Origin of the sequence: Paenibacillus sp. FSL W7-1279, from assembly GCF_037969845.1 — a bacterium.
Lineage (GTDB): Bacteria > Bacillota > Bacilli > Paenibacillales > Paenibacillaceae > Paenibacillus_AQ.
Map to the genome: position 1 here is coordinate 5,390,118 of NZ_CP150215.1, position 23,470 is coordinate 5,413,587.

Here is a 23,470-nt window from a genome sequence, read left to right on the forward strand (position 1 = left end):
TGGTAATTCTATAAGATCTCCGAATTGGGAGCTAACTTACAGTTTTGTTACGTTGGCTGCTTGAGGACCACGGTTACCTTCAGTGATGTCGAACTCAACCGCTTGACCTTCTTCCAAACTCTTGAAGCCTTCTTCTTGAATTGCGGAGAAGTGTACGAATACATCCTCGCCACCTTCAACGGAAATGAAGCCGTAACCTTTTTCTGCGTTAAACCATTTAACTGTACCTTTCAAATGAACAACCTCCTAAAAATACCGCCATCTATGGCGAATATCCATATTATATCCCATGTTTTCTGACAATGCAATCCGTCAATTCGCCCTAAGGGGCTTTTTTTGAGCCACTATTTAACAGAAGATTATTTGCTTTTACGCCCGCCTGTGCGTTATCATTTACCCAAAAGCCTAAGTAGCAAACGGAGAATGCATATGATCAAAAAACATGAAATATACAAAAAAGACAAGTGGAACATGATGACGGTTGAAGTTCAGGGCCGGTACATCGTTCTCCGCGAAATTTCTGACCAGTGGGGTGAAGAGACCCATACCTTTCTGAGTCGTCCAGCCTTGATGCACTGGGCTCAAAACCGTTTTCCCAAAGCAGATTTTGAAGGCCGGGAAGATGAGTGGAGAGAAATGATGGCTGCTTTTAAGCAGGTGTAACGAATGGATTATACGAATATTGTCATCTTCATTATTCTCGCGTTCAGTCTCGGTGCCATCATGATCATGTACCGGGATAAGATACCGCCGGGACTGAGGAAGGGGATGGCCCTGATTGCCGTCGCCTTCATCTTGTTTGCCTTTTACCTTATTGTATACAGTTTCTTGAATCTGGGTTCCTCGTAAATTTATAGGATGAAAGTGGCGGGTACGCGGCATACTATCGCTCGGATGCTTCAATTCGAGGAGGTATGATGCCATGAGAGGCGCCAAGGTGCTCTGCATTACGATTGCAATCAGCCTGATCGCTCTATCGACTGCCCGCAACGAAGTCTTATCTGAAGGAACCCGGACTCCAACTAATACCTATCATTCAAGGAGGATTTCCATGGAACAATTGTTAAAACGCGCTGATGTCCCTAAAGAGCATCAATGGAAGCTTGAAGATTTATTCGCTGACCAGAAGGCATGGGATGCGAGCTATGCGGAGCTGAAGAATCTTCTGAAACGCACAGCCGATTATCAAGGCAAGTTAACCAACGCGGCTTCCATTAAGGAATGCTTCGAGCTTGAGGACGAAATCTCATATCATGCCGAACGTTTATACGTATATGCGCACATGCATCATGATGAGGATACAGCAAACCCTACATATCAGGCGTTATCTGCCAAAGCCAAAAAATTGAATGTCGAAGCCGGAGAAGCCCTCTCCTTCATCACGCCGGAAATTCTGTCCTTGTCCGAAACGGAGCTTGACAAACTGATTGAAGACCCTACCCTCAAGGAATTCAAGTTTACGCTGTCCGAAATGAAACGGGAGAAGGCTCATGTTCTGTCCAAGACCGAAGAAGCGCTGCTGGCTCAGGTCGGCAACCTCTCCTCTGCGCCGCAGACCATTTTCGGCATGCTGAACAATGCGGATATGAAATTCCCGAAAATCAAAAACGAGGACGGCAAGGAAGTCGAGCTCACGCACGGCAACTATATTCAATTCCTGGAAAGTCCGAACCGCGAAGTTCGCGAGCGTGCTTTCAAAGCCGTGTACGAAACCTATGGCAAGCAGAAGAACACGATTGCGGCTACGCTGAATGCCAATGTAAACAAAAATATTTTCTATTCCCGCGTGCGCAAGTACCCTTCCGTTCTGGAAATGGCGCTCTATGGCGATAACATTCCGAAGGAAGTCTACACCAACCTGATCGATACCATTCACGAGAGCCTGCCGCTCCTCCACCGCTACATGGAGCTCCGCAAGAAGCTGCTGGGCGTGGATGAGCTTCACATGTACGATTTGTTCGCACCGCTCGTAGAAGAGTATAAGTGGGATATCACTTACGAAGAAGCGAAGCAAATGACCAAAGAAGGCCTGACGCCGCTTGGTGAAGATTATCTGAGCAGCTTGCAGGCGGGATATGACAACGGCTGGATCGATGTATATGAGAATGAGAACAAACGGACTGGCGCATACAGCTGGGGCGCTTACGGCACCCACCCATATGTGCTGCTGAACCATAAAGATAACCTGAACAGCATGTTTACCCTTGCACATGAGATGGGTCATGCGCTTCACTCTTACTATTCCGACAACGCTCTGAAATACCGTGACGCCCAGTACACCATCTTCCTGGCTGAAGTGGCATCTACAACGAACGAAGCGTTGCTGATGGATTACCTGCTGAAAAACGCCAAGGATCCGAAGCAGAAAATGTACCTGCTCACCTACTATGCCGATCAATTCCGGACCACGGTATTCCGTCAAACGATGTTTGCCGAGTTCGAGAAGATTGTGCACGAACGCGCGGAAGGCGGCGAATCCCTTACTCCTCAGGATCTATCCGACATCTATTATGAGCTGAACGTGAAATATCACGGTAAAGGCATGCAGGTAGACAAGGAGATCGGAATGGAATGGGCGCGAATTCCCCATTTCTACAACAGCTTCTATGTTTACAAATATGCGACCGGCTTCTCGGCCGCGACCAGCTTCTCCAAGCAAATCCTTGAGGAAGGCCAGCCTGCCGTTGACCGTTACCTCGGCTTCCTGAAGAGCGGCGGCAGCGATTACTCCATTAACATCCTCAAGAAGGCCGGCGTGGATATGTCCTCACCGGAGCCGATTCGTGAAGCGATGAGCGTGTTTGAAGACATCATCAGCCAAATGGAGCAATTGACGAAATAAACAGCCGCTATGGCAGTATGAGCGTATCTCAATTGACCAGTGGAATAAAATCCCTTGCCCTTTACAGGCAAGGGATTTTATACTGTTTGGAGGAAGGAGGTGTTCCCCATGAAAATTCAATGGTCGCTAATCGCAGCCTTATTGTTTGCCCTGATTACGGCTGTATTCGCCGTCATTAATGTCAATCCGGTCGCAGTGAATCTATTATTCGGCACAGTCAATGTACCGCTGATTCTGCTGATTATCGGGTGCTCGCTGATCGGGGGACTCATTGTCGGCACGTTCGGCATTTACCGTCAATATCAAATGCAGAAGGAGATCCGTTCGTTAGCCGAGCAACTTATACATATCCGTGAAGTAACGGGATACACCCCTGAAGTACAAGCTGCGGAAGAGGAAAGCAAGAAAGAACAGAAGGACGCCCCCGCTGAATAGGGAAGGCTGTTCGATTGAACCAAGGAGGCTGAACAATTAGTGGCGATACAACCGAATGAAACTTATGTGCTGAACCTGCTAAAAGAACTGCTCGATACACCGAGCCCAACCGGATATACCCATGACATCATGAAGCGGATCGAACAGGAAGCCGCAACGCTTGATGTTTCGCTCGAATGGAATGAAAAAGGCGGCGCCATTCTGTCCGTTCCCGGACAAGACGGCAGCCGTACGGTTGGTCTGAGCGCCCATGTGGACACGCTTGGCGCGATGGTTCGTGCCGTGAAATCAGAGGGCACGCTCCGTCTTACCTCCGTTGGCGGATACATGATGAACAGCATTGAGAATGAATACTGCATCATCCATACCCGCAGCGGCAAGAAATATACGGGCACGATCCTGTCCACGCATCCTTCCGTCCACGTATACAGCGATGCACGCGATTTCAAGCGCCAGGAAGCCCATATGGAGGTCCGGATCGACGAAATGGTGGAGTCGGCCGATGATGTGAAGAAACTCGGCATCGGGGTTGGAGATTTTGTTTCCTTTGATGCCCGTGCGGTCATTACGCCAAGCGGTTACATCAAATCGCGCCATCTGGATGACAAAGCCAGCGTCGTTGCCCTCTTCGGCTTGCTCGAAAGCATGAAGCGGGATAACTGGAAACCTAAACATAATGTAAAGCTTCTCATTTCGAACTATGAAGAAGTGGGACATGGCGCGGCTTACATTCCTGCCGACATCAATGAGATGATTGCGGTCGATATGGGCTGCATCGGCGATGACCTAAGCTGCAAGGAAACCGATGTATCCATCTGCGCGAAGGATTCATCCGGTCCCTATGACTATGACATGACCAGCCGTTTGATCCAGCTGGCCGAAAGCGAAGGCATTGCGTATGCGGTGGATATCTACCCTCATTACGGCTCTGACGCTTCTGCAGCACTTTCCGCGGGCAGCAACATCAAGGCCGCGCTGATCGGTCCGGGCGTCCATGCATCCCATGCCATGGAAAGAACGCATAAACAAGCCGTTCTTAACACCGTAAAGCTGCTGGCGGCCTACGTCAGTTGATCATTTTATAAACAACGTCTGTTCGCGTACTTTCACAAAAAAACATCCTCTCTTTAGAAGATGTTGTTGCTGTATGATCAAAATGGTTCAGCCACGCTGGCCTTATACTAACAAAGGGGCGTCCCGCCAAGGCATTATGCCTGGGGACGCCCCTTTATTTATGGATCGTGTGAATCCTTACGATTTCTTGCTCTGTTCAATCTTCTCCGCGAGCTCGTTCAGATAGGTCCAGCGCTCCATCAGATGCTCCAGCTCACGCTCCGTTTCCTCCTGAGCCTTCATCAGCTCCTGAAGCCTGGCTGCGTCGCTGCCGGCGGTCTCCATCTCGGATTGAATCGAAGCGAGCTTGCTCTCGGTATCCTCGATGAGCCCATCAATCTGCTCAAACTCCCGTTGTTCTTTGTAACTGAATTTCAAGCGCTCACGCGGCGCTTCTTTAGCTGAATCGCTGTCCCTGCCATCACTGCTCCCCGAAGCAGATTTGGCTATGGATGCTTCCGCCTTGCTCCCGGAAGCTTCACCGCCGTGACGCTGCATCCATTCCGCATATTCGCTGTAAGAGCCGACATGGACACGAATCTGACCGTCGCCCTCAAAGGCCATAATCTTGTCCACCGTTCGATCCAGGAAAAAGCGATCATGGGATACCACGATACAGACGCCCGGGAACTCATCTAAATACTGCTCCAGAACGGACAATGTCTGGATATCCAAATCATTGGTTGGTTCATCGAGCAGCAGCACATTCGGTGCGCTCATCAGCACCCGCAGCAGATACAAGCGGCGCTTCTCGCCTCCGGACAGCTTCGCAATCGGCGTCCACTGCAGCGCGGGCGGAAACAGGAAGCGTTCCAGCATCTGGGCTGCGGTAATCGCCGAACCGTCCGCCGTACGGACAACCTCGGCCTCATCCTTGATATACTCAATCACGCGCTGACTGCCGTCCATCTCCTGATGCTCCTGCGTGAAATAACCGAGCTTGACCGTCGGTCCGAGCACGACTTCCCCGCCACTCGGCTGAATCCGCCCGGCAATCAGATTGAGCAGCGTGGATTTGCCGCTGCCGTTCGGGCCTACGATACCTATCCGATCCTCGGGAACAGCGATATAAGAAAGGTCCTGAATTAACGTTTTGTCGTCGATCTTCATCCAGAGACCTTCAATCTCCAGAATTTTGCGTCCCAAGCGGGTGGAAGCGACCGAAACGTCCAGTTCACCGGAGCTGTGTACCATCTCCTGATCCTTGAGTTTCTCGAAGCGTTCTATCCTCGCCTTCTGCTTGGTCGTGCGGGCCTTGGCCCCTCTTCGGATCCAGGCAAGCTCGCTCCGCAGCAAATTTTGGCGCTTTTGCTCGGAAGCGGCTTCACGCTCCTCGCGTTCTGCCTTCAGCTCCAGAAAACGGCTGTAATTCGCCTCATATCGAAACAGCCGTCCGTGATCCAGCTCCAGCATAACATTGGCTACCCGGTCCAGAAAATACCGGTCATGCGTAATCATGAGCAGTGCGCCGCGGCGCTTCTGCAAATACTGCTCCAGCCAGGCAACGGATTCATTGTCTATGTGGTTGGTCGGCTCGTCCAAAATGAGCAAATCGGAAGGTTGAATCAAAGCGGCGGCTAATGCCACCCGCTTACGCTGGCCGCCTGACAGCGTCCCCATCTTCGCTTCATAATTCCGAATCCCCAGCTTGGACAGGATGGTTTTCGCATCGCTTTCAAGCTGCCATGCCTGCAGCGTATCCAGCGTCTGATTGAGCTTCAGCAGTTTCTGCTGCAGCTCCTCATGACTTGGATGCAGCTCCAGCAGCTCCATCGTTTCAGTATATTCCCGCACTGCCTTCATCTCCGGAAGATCGCCCTCAAACACCTGCTGCAGGACGGTTTTGTCCGGATCAAACTCCGGATTCTGCGCCAGGTAACGAACCCGGATGCGATTGCCCATCGATATTTTACCGGAGTCGGGCGGTTCGAGCCCCGCGATGACCCGCAGAAATGTGGATTTCCCCGTGCCATTCACGCCGATAATGCCGATTTTATCCTGATCCTCCATTCCGAAGGATGCATCTTGAAACAGAATTTTGTCTCCATAGCTTTTTGTTACCTGTTCGACGGTCAAAATATTCATTGTTATGATCCCTACTTACATCTATAGATTTCGTTGAACGTTTGTTTCATCGGTAAGATGGATACATTATAACGCAATCAGCACGGCAATCCCATAAGCTGCCGCTCCGCCGAGAAGCGAACTGACCAGATTGACTGCATCGTTGGACATCCACGAAGCGCCGCGCGTACGCACGGTATCTTCACCACAATGATGCGACACTTCCACCGATTTGCCGCACACACGGCAGCGATACATCACTTGTAATGTCGCTCCGAGGTACGAATCGGCGAAAGCTCCAACCAATCCGCCGGCGAGGGCTGCCAGGACATACGGCAATAGCTCTGCATCCATGCCGCTCCATCCGGCAAGCAGCCATCCGCCTGCCCCAATCAGTAAACTCCCTGCCGCTGCAGCCGTGGAGCCGACCCAGGACACGCCGCCGGATTCCCCGGCGGTCAGCACCTTGCCATTCAGCACGGAACGCGGGGGCTTCCGGCTAAGGCTGCCTAACTCCGTGGCCCAGGTATCCGCCGTTACCGTAGCCATTACGCCTATAAACAGGAATACCCACAGATCGGATTGAATCCATACGTTTAACAGACACAGCACCATGCCGATGCCGCCATTGGCGAAGACCTGACCCGCATCCCGCCGGCCTGTCTTGGCATAGGATTTCTCCAGGTCTGCCTTCCGCTGTTTCCCGTACCGGGATAGCAGTGTGGATGTAATGAAAAAAAGAAGCAGGGTTCCGAACCAAAACACGTTCCCTGCTCCGTAATATATGGTACCCATCAGAATAGCGGCTGCGGCTCCGGATTCCGATAGTGATCGTTTCCTGTAAGCGGCTCCTGCCACGATAAAAGCGCCTGCCGCTCCGATCAGCCAATCCATCTGTGACCCCTCCCATGTGTTAAAGCATATATCCGTTTACCCGATTTCGCAGCGGCCCAGACGGTCATCTCCCCAGAACAATTCGAACACGTCGCCAGATTCCGTCGGTCCTACACCAGCCGGTGTACCCGTGAAGATTAAATCACCTTGGCCAAGGCCATAATGCTCGCCGATGTAATCGATGATGTGCTGAAGGGAGAAGATCATATCCTTCGCATTCCCGCGCTGCACCTCTTCGCCGTTCTTCCTTACGGTAAAATCGATATCGCCCAGCTTCGCGGTCCCGGGAAACGCAATGGATGGCGTAAGCGGTGCGGAAGATTTAAACGCTTTTGCCGCCGTCCAAGGATGTCCCTTCTCTTTAATGACCGACTGTACGTCACGCAGCGTGAAGTCGATGCCAAGGGCCATCGTTTTTACAAGCTCGTCAACGGTCTTGCCTGGCGCGTAATCCTCCGCAAGCTGGATAACAAGCTCGCCTTCAAAATGAAGACTGCCGCGGTCCATCGGCAGCTTCAGCACGCTGCCATCCAATGGAACGACGGCATGCGAGGGTTTAAGGAAAATCATCGGCTCTTCCGGCACCGCATTGCCGAGCTCCGCCGCATGCAATTGATAATTACGACCTACACAATAAACGTTATTCACTAGGGCACACATAACATTAAAACCTCCATTTTCTTCGCCAGAATGGAACTTTGGGTGCAATTTTATGGATAAAAATCTGCCCCCATGTATCGGGGCGGTTCGTACAGATCATGATGGCGGGATTCATTCGGGCGAGCGATCTCATGCTCTTCGCATCATCCACCGTCCAGGCCATGGGCGTAATGCCGTTCTTCACCAGATCGGACGCAAAGGCCGCATCCAGGTGGGAATAGCCGATCGATAAAAAGGAACATTTCATTTGCTTCAAGCGCGCCAACAAATTGCGGGGATGCGCATCGATAATAAGTCCGGTTTTTACGTTAGGTTCCAATTCCTTGGCCTTCATCAAGGCTTTTGGCTCAAAAGAAGTAAGCACCACGTCCGGCAGCATCCGGTGGGCATGAATCCGCTCCAGAACGGCTTTCTCCAGGCCGGGATACATGTCGCCGCTCGTTTTAAGTTCGATATTAAGTTTCAATCGTCCTTTGACAAGCTGCAAAACCTCATCCAGCGAAGGAACCTGCTCTCCCCTGAATTGGCGTCCCTTCCATTCTCCGGCGTCCATCCTCCGAATTTGCTGCCAGGTCAGATCCTTCACCTTGCCTTTCCCGGTCGTGGTACGGTCCACACTATAGTCATGTATCACGACAGGCACCCCGTCCTGAGTCAATTGCACATCAATTTCCATCCAATGCACGAAGGGCTCATCCATCGCCATCTGAATGGCTGCGCGCGTATTTTCAGGTGCTTTACCGGAGAACCCCCGGTGAGCCACACATAAATTGTTCATGGTGGGACCTCCTTGATGTAAGGATTTAAAGAATTATTCCACTGCCTTGCCAGCGATAACTTTACCATCGAGCGCTATTTTTACGCCGCCGACAGATCGCTTCTCCACCTCTTTCAGCAAGGCCTCAGCTTCTTTGCCTTCGAGCGGGATGACCTGTCCGATCTCCGTACGGTAAGGCGTCAGCTTCAAGTCACATTCTCCTTGCTTACTGCATGATGCCTGGAATACGGCAGTTTTCCACGTATCTTCATTCGAGGATTTGGTAAATATGAAATTACCGGTACTGTAAGCAATCCACTTGCCTTTGTACTGCTCCAATCCCTGCAGCACATGGGGATGCCCGCCGATAATCAGGTCGGCTCCACCGTCAATAAACGCACGTGACAGATTAATCTGGTGAACATTTGGCGTTTTATGAAGCTCCTCTCCCCAATGGGCAACCACGACCACCAGATCGGCCTTGGAACGCGCCGCGTTGATCGCTTCAACCGCCTTGGGCAGCACATGGTCATATGCCCCGGCCACCCCCGGCCTGTTCTCCAGCGCGTACCACGTCGTCTCCGGAAGCACACGGCTGAATCCAAGCAAGGCAACCGTCATGCCCTGAAGCTCGAAATACTGGGCCGCGAAGGCCTCCTTCTCATTCCGTCCTGCGCCTACATAACGGATATCATGATCCTTTAAATGCTTCAAGGTATCCAGAAGTCCTTCTTGTCCTTGATCTAGGATATGATTGTTAGCCAGATTAACGGCCTCTACCCCGGCATCTCGCAGAGCCGGCAATACGTCCGGTGAGGATTTGAATACAAATTTCTTATTGGCGGCGCCAACACCTCCGGTCGTAACCGGCGTTTCCAGATTAAGTACGGTCAGATCATCCTCATGGAATGCAGTACCCAGATGCTTGTACGGATAATCGTACCCGTGATTCTTCAGCGCATCCTCCACTTTGCCCGAGAACAAGGTATCCCCGGCAAAATGCATGACCACCCGCTTGGCGAGAGCGGAATCGCCAGGATCATCTGCTGCGCTGCCTTCAGGCTCGGTCATATCGGAATCTGGGGGCTCGCCGGTCTCCGTCGTCTCTGTCGTCTTCGGAGGCATCGAATCCGTCCCCTCGCCGTCAGCTGGTTGTCTGGAACCCGGGTTACCCTCCTGCTCCCCTTCCATGCCAAACTCCGGCATACCGGGCGGATAAGCCGTTTGCTGAACAGGATCTTCCTTAAATTTAAAATGATAGACAAGCAAAGCAGCGATCATAATGATCAGACATAAGTTAAGTATGATCCAAACCTGACCGGTTCGCTGCTTACGGGCCTTCTTCTCGGCCTTGCTCTTCTCTGATCGTGACAGATGCATAGGTCACTCCTTTATTCACTTATAAGCTCGCGTAATAAGTCGCTCAACCCATTATACCAGCTTCCCTATAAAGAATAGAACCCCCCGTCACCGGGGAGTTCCATATCTAAGCATTCTATTCGAATTTCCGGTAATAACGGATTTACAGACCGATCAAGGTGATCACGGAATCGCTGAGCGCTTCCATGTATAGCGGATCGCTGTTCAAGGAGTCGATGCGCTCAAGCCGCATATCCATTTCCTTGGCAATGCTTTTGGCTTCAATATCCAGATCGTACAGAACCTCAAGATGATCCGAGACAAAACCGACCGGCGCAACCAGCACATCCTCGACCTGCTCTTCTTTATTCAGCGTTTGCAGCGTATCCAGTATGTCCGGACCGAGCCAAGGCTCCGCCGTCCGGCCAGCACTTTGCCATGTGAACTGCCACTGCTTGACGCCTGCCTGTTCGGCTACGGCTTTGGATGTCTCAAGGAGCTGATCCTGATAAGGATCTCCGATGGACAAGATGCGTTCCGGGAGGCTGTGAGCACTAAACAGCACTCTCACGCTGTCACGGTCAGCCCCTGCTTCCTCGAACTGGTTCAGCTTGGCGGACACCCGGTCCGCAAAGGCCTCGATCAGTTTCGGATGCATGTGATAGCTTTCAACAAACGAGATCTGAAGTCCCAACTCATCCGCTTTGGCTTGAGCGCGCTTCACGTAGGATCCGATGCTCATCGTGGAGTAATGAGGAGCCAGCACAATGCCGACCGCTTCCTTAATGCCGTCCCGCACCATCTGCTCAACGCCATCTTCGATGTATGGGGCAGCGTGCTTCAGTCCCTGATAGCATACAAACTCAAGATCGATCGCGCGAGGATCCGCATTCAATGTATCCTGCAGCGTGCGTACCTGTCGGTCCGTATTCTCCCGGAGTGGAAACACACCTCCCACAATCGCCTCATAGCGGTCAGTAAGCTCCTTAAGTTGCTCCTCCGACGGCTTATTCCCGCGACGGATATGGGTATAATAACTCTCGATTCCTTCCATGCTCTCCGGTGTGCCGTAGGACATAACCAACACGCCAATCTTGTTCTTCATACCATCTCACCTCTGACTAATAAAATATTCAACATTTAAGAGTGTTGTGCACCTGCCTGCAGTGCCTGAGCGGAGTATTCGTGAATATACGATGTCAACTCACGAAGTTTCTCCAGCGAAGCCTCCGGGAATAAACCGTGCCCTAGATTAAACACAAAGCCGGGCTCCTGAATCCCCTGATCGATAATCTCTTTCGCATACTGCTGGATGACCGGCATCGGTCCGGTCAGTACGGTCGGGTCCAGATTGCCCTGAACAGCATACTTATGCTCTAAACGGCGGCGTCCTTCTGCAATGGACACTCTCCAATCGAGACCGATGACATCCGTTCTCAGATCGGTAAGCGTAGGCAGCAGCTCACCTGAGCTCACGCCTGGAAAATAAATTTTCGGAACACTCAGGTCCTGAAGCTCTGCAAAAATACGCTTAATGGTTGGAAGGACATACGTTTGGAAATCCTGTGGAGACAAAGCCCCCACCCAGCTGTCAAACAATTGAAACGCTTTCCCGCCGTTAGTGACGTGGGCGCGCAGATAAGCGATCACCATATCCCCGAGCTTGTCCATCAGCGAGAACCATACCTTCGGCTCACTGTACATGAGTTCTTTCGTGCGAAGATAATTTTTGGATGGTCTACCTTCGATGAGATAGCTGGCAATCGTGAACGGAGCGCCCGCAAATGTGATTAGCGGCACTTCCAGCTCCTTATCCAGGATCCGGATGGTCTCCAGGACATGTCCAAGATCCCCCTCGACATCGATCGGGCGCAGTTTCTCTACATCCGCCGCAGATCGGATCGGATTATCAATCACCGGGCCGATATTTTTCACAATATCGAAGTCTACCCCGATCGAGGCAACGGGATTCATAATATCGGAATATAAAATAGCCGCGTCCACACCAAGCTTCCGTACGGGCATCAAGGTTACCTCTGCCGCCAGCTCCGGTTGACTGCATATTTCCAGTAAGGAGTACTTTTCTTTAATCTTTCGGTACTCCGGGTCGTAGCGTCCCGCTTGACGCATATACCATACAGGAACGTGGTTCACTTCCTGCTTGCGGCAAGCGCGAATGAATTGATCGTTATAGGTCATGATTAGGCCCCCATCAATGTGTATAAAGTTTCCTAAATTTCATTATGCCCTTTTTAAAAGTAAGTAACAACCGTCTTACATGGACATCCTATGAAAATCGCATGACAATCTTATGACATTGTTAGCATTTGGCACTTTTTAAATATGTTATACTGGAAGAACGGCATTTTTAGGATAGTTCCACAATTCGCCCGGTTATTTCGGGCTCGACAGCTTAGAAAGGAAGTGAAGGGCACATTGACCAATTGGAAAATCAATCTCATTGTGCTTTGGTTCGGACAGTTTTTGGTCAACTCCGGGATGACCATGATCACCCCGTTCCTGACGTTATATCTGGCGCAAGACCTGAATGTCGTGGGAGATCGGGAAATAGGACTATGGGCAGGATTAATATTCGCTGCCAACTTCCTGACATCATTCATTTTTCAACCGATCTGGGGAAAGGTCGCAGACAAATACGGACGCAAAATCATGCTGCTGCGCTCCGGCTTCGGCATGGCGCTGGTCATTGCGTGCATGGGCTTTGCTACCCATCCATGGCATCTGCTGGTTCTGCGTCTGCTGAACGGTACCATATCGGGATTTAACCCTGCGGCGATATCGCTCGTATCGGGTACAACGCCCAAGAATCGAATGGGATTTGCGATGGGCATCATGCAGTCCGGACAAGTTGCAGGCACGATTCTTGGTCCGTTGATCGGCGGACTCATGGCAAGCTGGGTCGGATTCCGGCCAATCTTCTATATCACGGGCGGATTGATTTTTGCCGCTTCGATGCTTGCCTTGTTCCTCGTCAAGGAAAATTTCAACCGCGAGCAGGCGGCCAAGGCGCCGCAGCCTTCGGTTATAGCCGGGCTCAAGGAGCTGAGCCACATTCCGCAGCTGCCGGCGTTATTCGCCGTCACGTTCCTGCTGCAATTCGCCATGATCAGTCCCATGGCGCTGCTTCCGCTGTACGTTCAGAAGCTACATGGAACCGCGGTGGATATTGCGATATGGGCCGGGTTCGTTGTGGCGGTAACGGGGCTGTCGAACATGATCGCTTCCCCGATTCTCGGCAAGCTCAGCGACAAGGTCGGCGCGCACCGCATCTTGACCTACGCCTTGATCGGTACGGGACTTACGCTGATCCCGCAAGCTTTTGTTCAATCGGTATGGCAGTTGATTATCGTACGGTTCATGATGGGCGTCTTCATGGGCGGGCTGCTGCCAAGTGTCAACGCGCTGATTCGCTCTTACACGCCGGACGGCATGGAAAGCCGCTCCTTCGGCTTCAATACAAGCTCGCTAGCGCTTGGCAACATGCTGGGGGCGGTGATCGGCGGATTCTTATCCGGCTTCATCGGCATCGAAGGATTGTTTATTACTTCCGGCTGTCTGTTGATCATCAATATGATGTGGGTGAGAAGAAAGCTGTTCTCGCAAAAGCCTTCGCCCAAATATCGTTGATCCCCCGGAGTCTGTCATCTATAGCTTGAGCTTGTCTCCAAACAACAAGGGGCTGTCCCGTGGTCTGCATCGACCCGAGGACAGCCCCTTGTTCTGTTATTCATACCACTCGCCCAAATCTGACTTCCAGTCGACAGCCCAATGGCTGCACTCCTGCCAATGGTTATCTTATCGTCCAGCACAGCTCGCTATTGGTTGATTCATCCTTTAACGCGAGCAAGGATCAGCCCGTCATAAGCAGGCAGCAGCGTGCTGACCAGCCTCTTGTCCGTCGCAATGACTTCATTAAACCGGCGTACCGCTTGAACCGAAGGACCGTTCTTGTCCGAGTTCAGCGTTCTGCCGCGCAAGAAACAGTTATCCCCGGCAATAAGGGCACCCGGATTCGCTAGCTCCAAAGCATAATCCAAGTATAGGGGATAGTTCTCCTTATCCGCATCAATAAAGAAAAAATCGAAGGTTCGTCCTTCCTGCTTCAACGCTGCCAAACTGTCCGCAGCCGGACCGATCCGGTACTCCACCCGATCCTTGAATCCGGCCTTCTCCAGATGCCTGCCTGCTAGTTGCGCGTATTCTTCCTTAAGCTCAAGGGAGGTGAGCTTGCCGTCCGCAGGAAGCCCACGGCATAGACAGATCCCGCTATAGCCGCCAAGGGCGCCGATTTCGAGAATATTCCTGGCGCCGGCTGTCTGTACCAGCATGGTCAGCAATCGGCCATATGCCGGTGCCACCGACACCTCCGGCATCCCATGCTCGCGAATGGCCTCTATCACGAACTGAAGCTCTTCATCTTCAGGGTATAATTGGTTAACATAATCATCAGGGGTCGTAAGCAATGAAGCCGCCTCCTTTGTCTTAATTAAGAAACGTTGTTTCCCGTTAAACCTAACGAGAACTATCATATGATAATTGTCTTAGTCAATGCAATCGCCTATACTATATAGATTGAACCGGCGGCGACTATCGCCGTACACATGTTAAATGGAGTTGACATCGTTAATGCCTCGATTACAATTGATCGCGACGGCCCCGATGGGGCTGGAAGCCGTCGTTGCCCGCGAGTTGAAAGAGCTCGGGTACACCGACATGGAAGTAGAGAATGGTAGAGTGACCTTTACAGGTGACCTGATTGATATTTGCCGCTGCAATCTGTGGCTCCGGACGTCCGACCGTATTCTCGTCAAGATGGGTGAGTTTAAAGCCTTTACCTTCGATGAGCTCTTTGAAGGAACCAAAGCTCTTCCATGGGAAGAGTGGATTCCTGCTGATGGCGAATTCCCTGTGGAAGGGCGTTCCCATAAATCGCAGCTTAGCAGCGTTCCCGCCTGTCAGGGCATCGTAAAAAAAGCAATCGTGGAGAAGCTGAAGCTCTCGCACCGTACGGAATGGTTCCCCGAGGACGGCCCCCGTTATGTAGTCGAGGTTTCTCTATTGAAGGATCGAGCCATACTGACCCTTGATACCACAGGACCAGCCCTTCATAAACGCGGCTATCGCAAGCTGGTTACGGAAGCTCCGCTGAAGGAAACCATGGCTTCCGCTCTGCTGCAATTAAGCCGCTGGGGCCCGCATCGTCCGCTCTATGACCCGTGCTGCGGTTCGGGCACCATTCTGATCGAAGCCGCGATGATGGCCTGGAATATTGCGCCCGGCCTGCGCCGCTCGTTCCCGTCCGAGCATTGGGATATTATTGGGGACAACCTCTGGGAGGATGCGCGCGAGGAAGCTTTTGACGCTGTGAAGGACGATATTCCGCTGCATATCGCCGGAAGCGATATCGACCCGAAAGCGATCGAAGTAGCCAAGGCCGCCGCTAAAAGTGCGGGACTTGCCGACGAAATCGACTTTAGGGTTCTCCCTGCAGCCAAAGCCATCCCTGAGGGCGAATTCGGCTGTATCATCACCAACCCGCCATATGGCGAGCGGTTAAGCGAGAAAGAGGAGGTTGAGCGCCTCATTCGCCAGCTCGGATCCGTAACGCACTCACTTCCGACCTGGTCCTTCTTCGCGCTCAGCCCGACCAAGCAATTTGAACATTACTTCGGACGCAAGGCGGACAAGCGTCGCAAGCTGTTCAATGGCCGGATCGAATGTCAGTATTATCAATACCTGGGCCCCTTGCCGCCGCGTAACAAATCGGCGGAATAACGAAATGACGCTTCTTGCAAACGCCGCCCTTGGGCGGCGTTTTTTGCTCGGTCATCCGGGCCAAGCTATAATAAGAAGACTGTGATTAAAGGATGTTTTTCAAAAAAAGGAGGATACCCACGTGCTCTCATCCCCATCATGGAGCGATATCCGAAGCCGGGTCTCCAAAGGGCTGCATTACCGGTACACCGCATATTTATTATTCCTTATCCTCATGATGTACAAGCTGATCATGCTTGATCATCATCTCCATATTACCAACATGAAGCTGGATCAGGCAGACTATGTGATCGCTGTCGGCTCGCTCCTGCTGATCTCCTTCTGGACCTTGTGGCTTCCGCCAAGAGGCCGACTTGCAGCTTTAACTTTATTAAATCTCTTATGGACGGGGATCCTGTACGCCGATTTGATCTATTACCGCTACTTCGATGATTTCATAACCGTGCCGGTGCTTATGCAGGCCGGACAAGTCGGTTCCCTCGGGGATAGCATACGTTCCCTGATTCATGCGTACGATCTGTTCTTTTTTATCGATTGGCTTATTATTGTCCCGTTTACCGCCGTGATGGTATTCCGCAAACGGAGAACCGCCTTGGAAACCTATGCACTCCCGGGTGAATATCGCCAGCATCGGCGGAACCGGATCATTCGCCGGTTGGTTACAGGCACGCTTGTGTTCATCCTGGGCATGATCATGACTTTCGTTCCGATCAAGAAAGCGTCCAATACATGGGCCGTTGGCCTCTTTGAAGGCAATTGGTGGAATATTACGCTGTATAATGTGACGGGACTGATCGGCTTTCACGGATATGATATCTACCGTTATGGACGAGATCATCTCGTGGGGCAGCCCAAGCTGGCAGAGGAAGAGGTCAACCAGGTCAAGGCATGGTTTGATACCAAGCGTATGGAGCCGTCCGATACGGGCGCCTTGTTCGGCAAGTATAAAGGCAGCAATGTCATCATGATTCAGACGGAGGCCTTTATGAATTTTGTCATCGGCCAGTCGATCGAGGGTCAGGAAATCACCCCTAACTTCAACCGATTGATGAAGGACAGTATGTATTTCAGCAATTTCTATCATCAAACCGGTCAAGGGCGAACGTCCGATGCGGACTTTGTCACGCACAGCTCCTTGCTTCCGCTCCCCACAGGTTCGGTATTCACGCGATATGCTGACCGCGAGTACGATACCCTTCCGGAGATTCTGAAAGAACAGGGGTATGGAACAAACGTATTCCATGCCTATGACAGCAGCTTCTGGAACCGTACCACAATGTACCGGGAAATGAATTACGACCGATTTTACAGCAAGAAGGATTTTGAAATGAACGATGTGCAGGGATGGTCATTAAGTGACAAAGCGTTCTTCGCGCAATCGCTGGATGAGATGAAAGGCATCAAACAGCCCTTCTATTCCTTCCTCATTACGTTAACGAGTCATCATCCGTACTATGTACCCAAGGATGCTGCGAAGCTGGATACGGGGGCTTTCGAAGGCTCGATATTCGGGAACTATCTGCAGTCGATCCACTATGTCGACGAAGCATTTGGCCAGTTCGTCGAGCAGATGAAACAACAAGGGTTGTGGGATAACACCATATTGCTTATCTATGGGGATCACGACAATTCGATCAAGGAAAAAGCGGACTATGAGAAATTCCTGGGACGAGACCTGAATGCACTCGACATGGAGCAAATCATGAACCAGGTTCCCCTCCTCATCCGCCTGCCAGACGGAGGGCATGCCGGAGTTTACCCGGAGGCCGCCGGCATGATGAACGTGACGCCGAGCATCCTTCATCTGCTCGGTGTATCGGATGAGCCGTATTACTGGATCGGCAGCCATCTGTTTGATGATAAACCTCGCCTGATTCCGCTGCGCAGCGGCGCTTTTTCCGATGAGAAGGTATTCTACCTGCCCACCGAGACGGCCGGGCTTGAAGGTGGAACCTGTTACGATCTGACGACGCGTCAGCCAACTGACATCCAGGCATGCCGTGACGGATATGATGAGACACAGAAGCAGCTGCGGATATCCGATCAAGTGATCACGTATGACCTGCTGAAGTTATATAAAGCAGAAGGTGAAGCGAATACTCGATAACCGCGCCTAACGTTAGTAAATTTCAATATTTTAGCCTCTCACTGCTGTTGAATGAGGCTGCTAAACGAAACAAACCAGGCTGATCTCACTCATCGGCCTGGTTTGTTTTTTGGGGCTAGGCAATGTCCGAACACACACCCAAGCTGGATTTATGGGGGGCATCTTTTTACTGATTGCATTTCATATCAAGCGCGCCGGGTAATCGAATCAAGATGTTTCCTACGGCTGACAAGCGTTCCGTACATCAGCACAAGCCCCATCAATGCCAGGCTAGCTGCAATCCCCAGCGTCATATAGGCAATGTCCGGTGCAAAAAGTCGTATGGAATTCCAAGGGGAGCTTGTCAGCCGCGTGAAGAGCGGAATGATGCCAGCTGAAACCGCAAAGAGAAACAAACTCAGCGGAAGCGTGAGATATAACTTCAAGCTGCGTTTCTGCATTCTTAGCAGCATCCATATCACGATAGCGAGCAGAATGATCAAAGTTACCGCCAATCCCCAAATCACCGGATGGATTCCAGCGGAAGGCGGTTTCGGGTCTTGTCCGTCTAATATCCCTCTCAAATCCTTGGAGACCTGAATCAATCTGGCTTCCTCCAGAATGTGGTCCTTGTTGGTTAAAATAACGGCCCCTACGCCCCGTTCCGGGACGAAGAAGATTTCCGCCCGTGCTTCCGGTGTTGATCCGGAGTGCCATACCATTCTCTCGCCTTGTTCCGTCTCGCTTATTCTCCAGCCAAAACCATAGGCACGATCCGGTCGATGCTGAACTAAAGGCGACAGGAGCAGCTCCTTGTATTCCCGACTAACCAACATGTCATTATCTTGGAGCAAAAATTGGAGATACCGCGCCATATCGTCGATACTCGCCGAGATATAACCATAAGAAGCACCGCTGTTGTCATAGGGGACGCTGCTCACTCGCGGATAGCCGAACCATGATTGATACCCATGTTCAAATCCGGTTTGAACCGCCCGATCCTGATCGGCTGCAGCCGTACTCATGCCCAGCGGGCCAAACACATGCTGCTCCATATAATCGGCATAGGATTGACCCGACACCTCCTCCAGAACAGCTCCCAGAATCATGTAATTGGCGTTGCTGTATTGATGTTGTTCCCCTGGTGGTCTGTTAAGCTTCGTGTTGGAGAGATGGCGCACATTCTCTTTCAGGGCTGAAGCATCCTTCGCACCCACATCGGAATACGCCAAGCCCGTATATGTACTATATCCGCTCGTCTGAGCCAGCAATTGCCTTATCGTTATTGACGATACCTCAGAAGACGCTTCGGCTGCAAACCACGGCAAATAGGTCCCAACGGATTCATCCAATTCGACCTGGCCCGACTCCACAAGCTGGACAATCCCTAACGCCGTCATGGATTTGGAGAGAGATCCGAGTAAAAATGGAGTTTTGGAGCTGACCGTACTGCCCTCTGCTGTAACACCATAACTGTTCGTAAACACGATGTCCCCATCCTGCACGATGGCAGCGGAAAGACCCGGAATTTGATATTCCTCCATCGCCGCTTTCATGTAGAGGTCAACCTTATCAGCCATGACTTCTTCTGCTTCAACAATATTCCCCCATGTCGGAAGCACGAAAGCCAGTACGGTTAATACGACATACGTCCACTTCTTTCTCACAATACGTTTCCTCCTTCTGTAAACGGGAGGATATCTCTATGTTTTCTTCTTTTACCGAAGACATGGGTCAGAATTGTAACGAGCGCCGAAATCGAAAGGCTAAATACGATCAACATCATATTCCACCACGTCTGATCGGATATTCGGTACAGCAGATTGAAGCCGATTATCTCATACCCCTTCACCCATGCCGTCGTTAATGCGAAGGAAAATAACAGCTGACATATGATATAGACGGCCGCAAAAACCAGCGAATATTTCAGAAAGCCCCATACGCCCAGCCGCCCGCTGCGCTGTCCCGGAGGTTCTTCAGGAACAGACTCGAGATCCATGGCGTCTTGCACTCTAACCAAACCTTGCACCTCTGCATAATCCCTGACATACATATCGGGAGAGCCCAGATCTTCAAGACCATACTCCCCGTGCTCCCGGCTTGCCTCCAGATGTTCCCGGATCTGTTCGACAACGGCTTCCACCTGGTTTGACGTCATTTCGTACCGTATCAACTCGCGGCGAACGTCCGCGACAAATTGTTCTTCTTCATAGGATAATGTCATCATCTCTGGCTCTCCTGTTCCACGCCATCTGCCATTCGCTGTACATTCGATGAAAGCAATGATCGAATATCCTGCTGCAGCTCCTGCCACTCCTGGATTTTCTTATCCAGAAACAAATCTCCGCTTGGCGTTATTTCGTAATACACTCTGGCTTTGCCGCTCTCGCTAAGCTCCCTCGTATCCGTCACCCATCCCTGATCTTTCAGCTTGGACAGGATGGGATAGATGCTTCCTACTCCCTTCAATTTCAGTCGGTGTTTCTCCAGCTCCTTCATGATCTCGTAACCATAACTCTTGCCATGACTCAGAATGGCCAATACGCACATCTCCAAATGCCCTTTTATTAAACTTGTTCTATCCATGACAACAATTTAACAGAATTATATATCGGAATCAAGTATATAATTCAAATGCGTATATAAATTAAAAAAAGCCCGTTCATTAGCTCGAAAGCTATTGAACGGACTGCACAGGATCATAAACTACTATTTAGCTGAACGAAGCTTGGACAGACGTTCCTTCTCTTCGCCTAACAACTCTTCCGCCAATTCCACGGCGTTTGCGTTCCCCTGCTCAATCACTTGGGCGACCGCTTGCTCCGTATGGGATAACGAATTCTCCGCTTGCTGAATCAGCTGTTCCGTCGGGTGGGACATTGCCGAGGATACGGCACGGTGCAGCTTCTCCACGGAATCTAGCGCACTGTTGCTTGGGCTGTTGGAATGAAGACTGGAATCGTGACTGTTCATGACGGATGCTCCCTTCTAAAGTTGTTGTTCCTGCTGCCCCCTTAGCATGGATGGCTGAGCCAGGAACTATACCCGAAGCATGGGAATTTTCCGCGAAACTTCGATTCTGAAGTAACACACAGCCAGTTGTTTGTTATTTCACAAACGGCAGCGCCTTTGCCAGCACTTCATCCTCTGTAGGCGCGCTGACATAACGGCCATTGATATACATGAAGGCGCGTTTACCGCAAGGACCGCAATAGGATTTGCAGCCGATCTTAATGTCGGCATCCGGTACCATTTTCTTAATTTTCGGGATCATTGTCTTTAACTTCGTATGTCTGCACTTCTCGCAGACGCGAATATCATTAGCCATTGTACATTACCTTCTTTATTCTGAAGTAACCTAGTGGTCGCCGTGATTGCCCTGGGACGGATTCGTAATGACAAAGCCTTCCTGAGGGAAATAAAGATAGTCGATTTTGACGCCGTCCAGGAAAGGTTGTCCCGCTTCCAATATGACGTCGATCTCTTTATCTGTGGATACGATGACATCATTTTCCTTCGGCGTATCCAGATCCAGACCGTAGTGGGCATGATCACCATGCGCATGGGTTACCAGTACGCGAATTTTCTTGTCCTTGTTCTCTTCCTTGTCCAGCTCTCTCTTTAACACCTTGGCGGCATTACGGGTAATTTTACATTTCACGTATATTCATCTCCTCACGGATGTTTCATTCAATATGTTATTGTAGACCCCTGCCGGTTTTTTCGCAAGGGTCCTGTCCGTATTGTTACATCCGAAAGCTCGTTTACCGTACGCGCTTGGCGGGGCCTTGATTTTCACCGAGCACACCTGGATATTTCCGCTCGACGCGGGATACGAACCAATTCATCAGCAGCATCGTGAATCCGATATCGTCGATCGGCAGCAAAGGCATAAAGTCCGGCAGCACCCAGTACAGCACAACCGGAACCAGAAATAACAGCTTGTCCCCGAGTGTAACCCGGGAAGAGGTTAAATAACCGAATATCCGCTGGAATACGTGCGACCAGCGCCGAAGCGACCACAATCTTCTCCACTTCATTTTGTTCCCTCCATTCCAGGCAGCATGTCTATATCATTACCCAATTAACAGGGTTGCAGCAATTAAAGCACGAAAATAGGCCACTGCCTTGTAATCCGTAAAAGCAGCGGCCGTATTCTTCTATTTTTACGTTGAATAGAACTTATCGTTTCATAATATATATCCTATTTCAAAGACATAAACGCAGCTAGAATGGATCCCACCTCGACGCACAAATCCTCGAAATCCTCAAGCGGCAGCGGATTCATCCCATAACCAATCTCCACGGTAAAGCCCGGCCTCCGGTAATGCTGAATATACCAATCTTTATATCCCGCATCACTACCCTGCAGCTTCACCGGCCTGTAACCGCTGGCCTGACCTAATCTTCTGGCCATGTCCTCACTTTCCGGAGGTTCGTAGTCCCTGTAATTCCAGTAGATTTCCCGCCCTTGGCTGTGAAGGGAAATGGCCCGTTCCGGAGATGTCGATAATGTATGCTGATAGACAGCTTCGGCTTCCGGCTCGCTTAACGGCTTAGTCCCCGCATAATCCTGCGGAGACGGACGGATTTTACCCCTTCGTGCGACTTCCTCATGCCAATGTGCAGGGAACTGGTCACCCAAATCCACGCCGTTTATATTAGCCTTCCAGCGCCGAAAATCCTCGCGTCCGCCATTCCACTCGAGCAGACGTTCATAATAGGGATGCGAAGGAGTGACTCCTTCTTGTACAAGCTCTACCCCGTCCGGGTTAGCCATCGGCACAACCCATAACGTATAGTTCCGGTACCAGTCATCCGGCTCCTGAAAATAAACCGGTGACTCTTGCGATAATGCCCTGCCGTACTCCTCCATGAATCGCATCAGACACGGGGTTGTGATCCATTCATTGGCATGAAGTGCTGCATTGATATGCAGGTTCTTGGGGCCTTTACCGATTTTGGCCGCATATAGCGGTTTGCCGAGCACGCTTCGGCCGATGACACTCCACTCGATAACAGGGTAACGCAGCTGCATCTCTTGTATATCGCGTTCCAGATCCCCCGGTCCGTATTCGCCGGTTAATCGTATCATGCGTCTAGGCGTGGTGCCCGGCAGAACGATCGTTTTCCCCTGCGGCAGATGATGAGCCGATAACCCGGGATTCAGTTCTTCCAAGGCTTCCTTCCGAAACCGGAACGTATTGGCAATACTATCAAAGGTATCATGTTCCTGGATGACATACCTTCGGCGCAGCGATGCAGGAAGATAGAGCATTTGCCCCTGCTGGAGATACGGCTGCTGTGCCGCCCATGGATTCGCCGTAATCAGCTGTTCATACGCCAGACTATATCTGGCAGCCACGCGTCTTAGCGTATCGCCTTTCTGTACGACATATTGCTGCATATTGGATTCCTTTCCGCGGCAAAGCCGCTTCAATTAGCGTCCATTCCATGTATATGA

Annotated in this window: 25 protein-coding genes; 8 read left to right on the top strand and 17 right to left on the bottom strand. The window is 51.1% G+C overall.

Annotated elements, in window-relative coordinates; genetic code table 11:
* Positions 1-36 precede the first annotated feature (36 nt).
* The gene (locus MKY82_RS24385) at positions 37-234 is read right to left on the bottom strand and encodes a cold shock domain-containing protein (protein ID WP_006211711.1); all 198 of its coding nucleotides are present in this window, start codon (positions 232-234) and stop codon (positions 37-39) included.
* 195 nt (positions 235-429) lie between these two features.
* On the opposite strand from MKY82_RS24385, the gene MKY82_RS24390 reads away from it, so the two are divergent.
* From MKY82_RS24390 to MKY82_RS24410, 5 genes are all read left to right on the top strand, one after another.
* On the top strand, positions 430-663 hold the full coding sequence (locus MKY82_RS24390) for a hypothetical protein (protein ID WP_071223114.1): 234 nt from the start codon (positions 430-432) through the stop codon (positions 661-663).
* Between the two features lie 3 nt (positions 664-666).
* Positions 667-849 carry a hypothetical protein gene (locus MKY82_RS24395; protein WP_071223115.1) on the top strand — a complete coding sequence of 61 codons (183 nt, stop codon included), beginning with the start codon at positions 667-669 and terminating at the stop codon, positions 847-849.
* Between the two features lie 202 nt (positions 850-1,051).
* Complete coding sequence (gene pepF, locus MKY82_RS24400; RefSeq protein WP_071223371.1) at positions 1,052-2,842, top strand: oligoendopeptidase F; 1,791 nt, start codon at positions 1,052-1,054, stop codon at positions 2,840-2,842.
* Between the two features lie 108 nt (positions 2,843-2,950).
* Entirely contained in the window at positions 2,951-3,277 is a 327-nt protein-coding gene (locus tag MKY82_RS24405; RefSeq protein ID WP_100538498.1) for a lipopolysaccharide assembly protein LapA domain-containing protein, read from the top strand.
* Positions 3,278-3,316: 39 nt separating this feature from the next.
* Positions 3,317-4,351: a M42 family metallopeptidase gene (locus tag MKY82_RS24410; protein ID WP_339294558.1), complete on the top strand. Its 1,035-nt coding sequence runs from the start codon at positions 3,317-3,319 to the stop codon at positions 4,349-4,351.
* Between the two features lie 177 nt (positions 4,352-4,528).
* Here the strand turns inward: MKY82_RS24410 and taeA are convergent, their stop codons facing one another.
* The 7 genes from taeA to hemE form a co-directional block, all read right to left on the bottom strand.
* A complete protein-coding gene (gene taeA, locus MKY82_RS24415) occupies positions 4,529-6,475 on the bottom strand; it encodes an ABC-F type ribosomal protection protein TaeA (protein ID WP_339218839.1) in 1,947 nt (648 codons plus the stop codon).
* 66 nt (positions 6,476-6,541) lie between these two features.
* Positions 6,542-7,348, bottom strand: a complete 807-nt coding sequence (locus MKY82_RS24420; protein WP_194543894.1) for a DUF92 domain-containing protein — start codon at positions 7,346-7,348, stop codon at positions 6,542-6,544.
* Between the two features lie 36 nt (positions 7,349-7,384).
* Complete coding sequence (locus MKY82_RS24425) at positions 7,385-8,008, bottom strand: fumarylacetoacetate hydrolase family protein (protein WP_339218842.1); 624 nt, start codon at positions 8,006-8,008, stop codon at positions 7,385-7,387.
* A gap of 4 nt (positions 8,009-8,012) precedes the next feature.
* Entirely contained in the window at positions 8,013-8,786 is a 774-nt protein-coding gene (locus MKY82_RS24430; RefSeq protein WP_194543896.1) for a glycerophosphodiester phosphodiesterase family protein, read from the bottom strand.
* 33 nt (positions 8,787-8,819) lie between these two features.
* Positions 8,820-10,145, bottom strand: coding sequence for a CapA family protein (locus MKY82_RS24435; protein WP_339294559.1), 1,326 nt, complete (start codon positions 10,143-10,145; stop codon positions 8,820-8,822).
* Between the two features lie 142 nt (positions 10,146-10,287).
* A complete protein-coding gene (gene hemH, locus MKY82_RS24440) occupies positions 10,288-11,229 on the bottom strand; it encodes a ferrochelatase (RefSeq protein ID WP_194543898.1) in 942 nt (313 codons plus the stop codon).
* 35 nt (positions 11,230-11,264) lie between these two features.
* Positions 11,265-12,323: a uroporphyrinogen decarboxylase gene (gene hemE, locus MKY82_RS24445; RefSeq protein ID WP_339294560.1), complete on the bottom strand. Its 1,059-nt coding sequence runs from the start codon at positions 12,321-12,323 to the stop codon at positions 11,265-11,267.
* 237 nt (positions 12,324-12,560) lie between these two features.
* Between hemE and MKY82_RS24450 the strand changes: the two genes are divergently transcribed.
* Positions 12,561-13,772 (top strand): MFS transporter, encoded by a 1,212-nt coding sequence (locus MKY82_RS24450; RefSeq protein ID WP_098748046.1) that lies wholly within the window; start codon positions 12,561-12,563, stop codon positions 13,770-13,772.
* Positions 13,773-13,972: 200 nt separating this feature from the next.
* Here MKY82_RS24450 and MKY82_RS24455 read toward each other — a convergent pair whose 3' ends face one another.
* Positions 13,973-14,608, bottom strand: a complete 636-nt coding sequence (locus tag MKY82_RS24455; RefSeq protein WP_113060359.1) for an O-methyltransferase — start codon at positions 14,606-14,608, stop codon at positions 13,973-13,975.
* Positions 14,609-14,771: 163 nt separating this feature from the next.
* Between MKY82_RS24455 and MKY82_RS24460 the strand changes: the two genes are divergently transcribed.
* Entirely contained in the window at positions 14,772-15,920 is a 1,149-nt protein-coding gene (locus MKY82_RS24460; protein ID WP_339294561.1) for a class I SAM-dependent RNA methyltransferase, read from the top strand.
* A 121-nt stretch (positions 15,921-16,041) separates the two neighbouring features.
* A complete protein-coding gene (locus tag MKY82_RS24465) occupies positions 16,042-18,027 on the top strand; it encodes an LTA synthase family protein (protein ID WP_339218851.1) in 1,986 nt (661 codons plus the stop codon).
* A 185-nt stretch (positions 18,028-18,212) separates the two neighbouring features.
* Here MKY82_RS24465 and MKY82_RS24470 read toward each other — a convergent pair whose 3' ends face one another.
* From MKY82_RS24470 to MKY82_RS24505, 8 genes are all read right to left on the bottom strand, one after another.
* A complete protein-coding gene (locus MKY82_RS24470; protein ID WP_339294562.1) occupies positions 18,213-19,673 on the bottom strand; it encodes a serine hydrolase domain-containing protein in 1,461 nt (486 codons plus the stop codon).
* The gene (locus MKY82_RS24475) at positions 19,670-20,233 is read right to left on the bottom strand and encodes a hypothetical protein (RefSeq protein ID WP_339294563.1); all 564 of its coding nucleotides are present in this window, start codon (positions 20,231-20,233) and stop codon (positions 19,670-19,672) included. The genes MKY82_RS24470 and MKY82_RS24475 overlap by 4 nt, the downstream gene beginning before the upstream one ends.
* Complete coding sequence (locus MKY82_RS24480; RefSeq protein WP_194543905.1) at positions 20,230-20,592, bottom strand: PadR family transcriptional regulator; 363 nt, start codon at positions 20,590-20,592, stop codon at positions 20,230-20,232. Before MKY82_RS24480 ends, MKY82_RS24475 begins: the two co-directional genes overlap by 4 nt.
* A gap of 123 nt (positions 20,593-20,715) precedes the next feature.
* Entirely contained in the window at positions 20,716-20,979 is a 264-nt protein-coding gene (locus MKY82_RS24485; protein ID WP_339294564.1) for a hypothetical protein, read from the bottom strand.
* 133 nt (positions 20,980-21,112) lie between these two features.
* Positions 21,113-21,334, bottom strand: a complete 222-nt coding sequence (locus MKY82_RS24490; protein WP_076325704.1) for a DUF1450 domain-containing protein — start codon at positions 21,332-21,334, stop codon at positions 21,113-21,115.
* Between the two features lie 30 nt (positions 21,335-21,364).
* The gene (locus tag MKY82_RS24495; protein ID WP_194543907.1) at positions 21,365-21,667 is read right to left on the bottom strand and encodes an iron-sulfur cluster assembly accessory protein; all 303 of its coding nucleotides are present in this window, start codon (positions 21,665-21,667) and stop codon (positions 21,365-21,367) included.
* Positions 21,668-21,770: 103 nt separating this feature from the next.
* Positions 21,771-22,046: a hypothetical protein gene (locus MKY82_RS24500; RefSeq protein ID WP_220684327.1), complete on the bottom strand. Its 276-nt coding sequence runs from the start codon at positions 22,044-22,046 to the stop codon at positions 21,771-21,773.
* A gap of 164 nt (positions 22,047-22,210) precedes the next feature.
* Positions 22,211-23,413, bottom strand: coding sequence for a M14 family metallopeptidase (locus tag MKY82_RS24505; protein WP_194543908.1), 1,203 nt, complete (start codon positions 23,411-23,413; stop codon positions 22,211-22,213).
* Positions 23,414-23,470 lie beyond the last annotated feature (57 nt).

What these genes read in the sequence shown, in the direction of transcription:
- MKY82_RS24475 (WP_339294563.1), bottom strand. Translation starts at nt 20,233, where the DNA reads ATGATGACATTATCCTATGAAGAAGAACAATTTGTCGCGGACGTTCGC.
- MKY82_RS24395 (WP_071223115.1), top strand. Translation starts at nt 667, where the DNA reads ATGGATTATACGAATATTGTCATCTTCATTATTCTCGCGTTCAGTCTC.
- MKY82_RS24460 (WP_339294561.1), top strand. Translation starts at nt 14,772, where the DNA reads ATGCCTCGATTACAATTGATCGCGACGGCCCCGATGGGGCTGGAAGCC.
- MKY82_RS24390 (WP_071223114.1), top strand. Translation starts at nt 430, where the DNA reads ATGATCAAAAAACATGAAATATACAAAAAAGACAAGTGGAACATGATG.
- MKY82_RS24490 (WP_076325704.1), bottom strand. Translation starts at nt 21,334, where the DNA reads ATGGCTAATGATATTCGCGTCTGCGAGAAGTGCAGACATACGAAGTTA.
- taeA (WP_339218839.1), bottom strand. Translation starts at nt 6,475, where the DNA reads ATGAATATTTTGACCGTCGAACAGGTAACAAAAAGCTATGGAGACAAA.
- hemH (WP_194543898.1), bottom strand. Translation starts at nt 11,229, where the DNA reads ATGAAGAACAAGATTGGCGTGTTGGTTATGTCCTACGGCACACCGGAG.
- MKY82_RS24420 (WP_194543894.1), bottom strand. Translation starts at nt 7,348, where the DNA reads ATGGATTGGCTGATCGGAGCGGCAGGCGCTTTTATCGTGGCAGGAGCC.
- MKY82_RS24500 (WP_220684327.1), bottom strand. Translation starts at nt 22,046, where the DNA reads ATGAAGTGGAGAAGATTGTGGTCGCTTCGGCGCTGGTCGCACGTATTC.
- MKY82_RS24430 (WP_194543896.1), bottom strand. Translation starts at nt 8,786, where the DNA reads ATGAACAATTTATGTGTGGCTCACCGGGGGTTCTCCGGTAAAGCACCT.
- MKY82_RS24480 (WP_194543905.1), bottom strand. Translation starts at nt 20,592, where the DNA reads ATGGATAGAACAAGTTTAATAAAAGGGCATTTGGAGATGTGCGTATTG.
- pepF (WP_071223371.1), top strand. Translation starts at nt 1,052, where the DNA reads ATGGAACAATTGTTAAAACGCGCTGATGTCCCTAAAGAGCATCAATGG.
- MKY82_RS24505 (WP_194543908.1), bottom strand. Translation starts at nt 23,413, where the DNA reads ATGCAGCAATATGTCGTACAGAAAGGCGATACGCTAAGACGCGTGGCT.
- hemE (WP_339294560.1), bottom strand. Translation starts at nt 12,323, where the DNA reads ATGACCTATAACGATCAATTCATTCGCGCTTGCCGCAAGCAGGAAGTG.
- MKY82_RS24425 (WP_339218842.1), bottom strand. Translation starts at nt 8,008, where the DNA reads ATGTGTGCCCTAGTGAATAACGTTTATTGTGTAGGTCGTAATTATCAA.
- MKY82_RS24435 (WP_339294559.1), bottom strand. Translation starts at nt 10,145, where the DNA reads ATGCATCTGTCACGATCAGAGAAGAGCAAGGCCGAGAAGAAGGCCCGT.
- MKY82_RS24405 (WP_100538498.1), top strand. Translation starts at nt 2,951, where the DNA reads ATGAAAATTCAATGGTCGCTAATCGCAGCCTTATTGTTTGCCCTGATT.
- MKY82_RS24485 (WP_339294564.1), bottom strand. Translation starts at nt 20,979, where the DNA reads ATGAACAGTCACGATTCCAGTCTTCATTCCAACAGCCCAAGCAACAGT.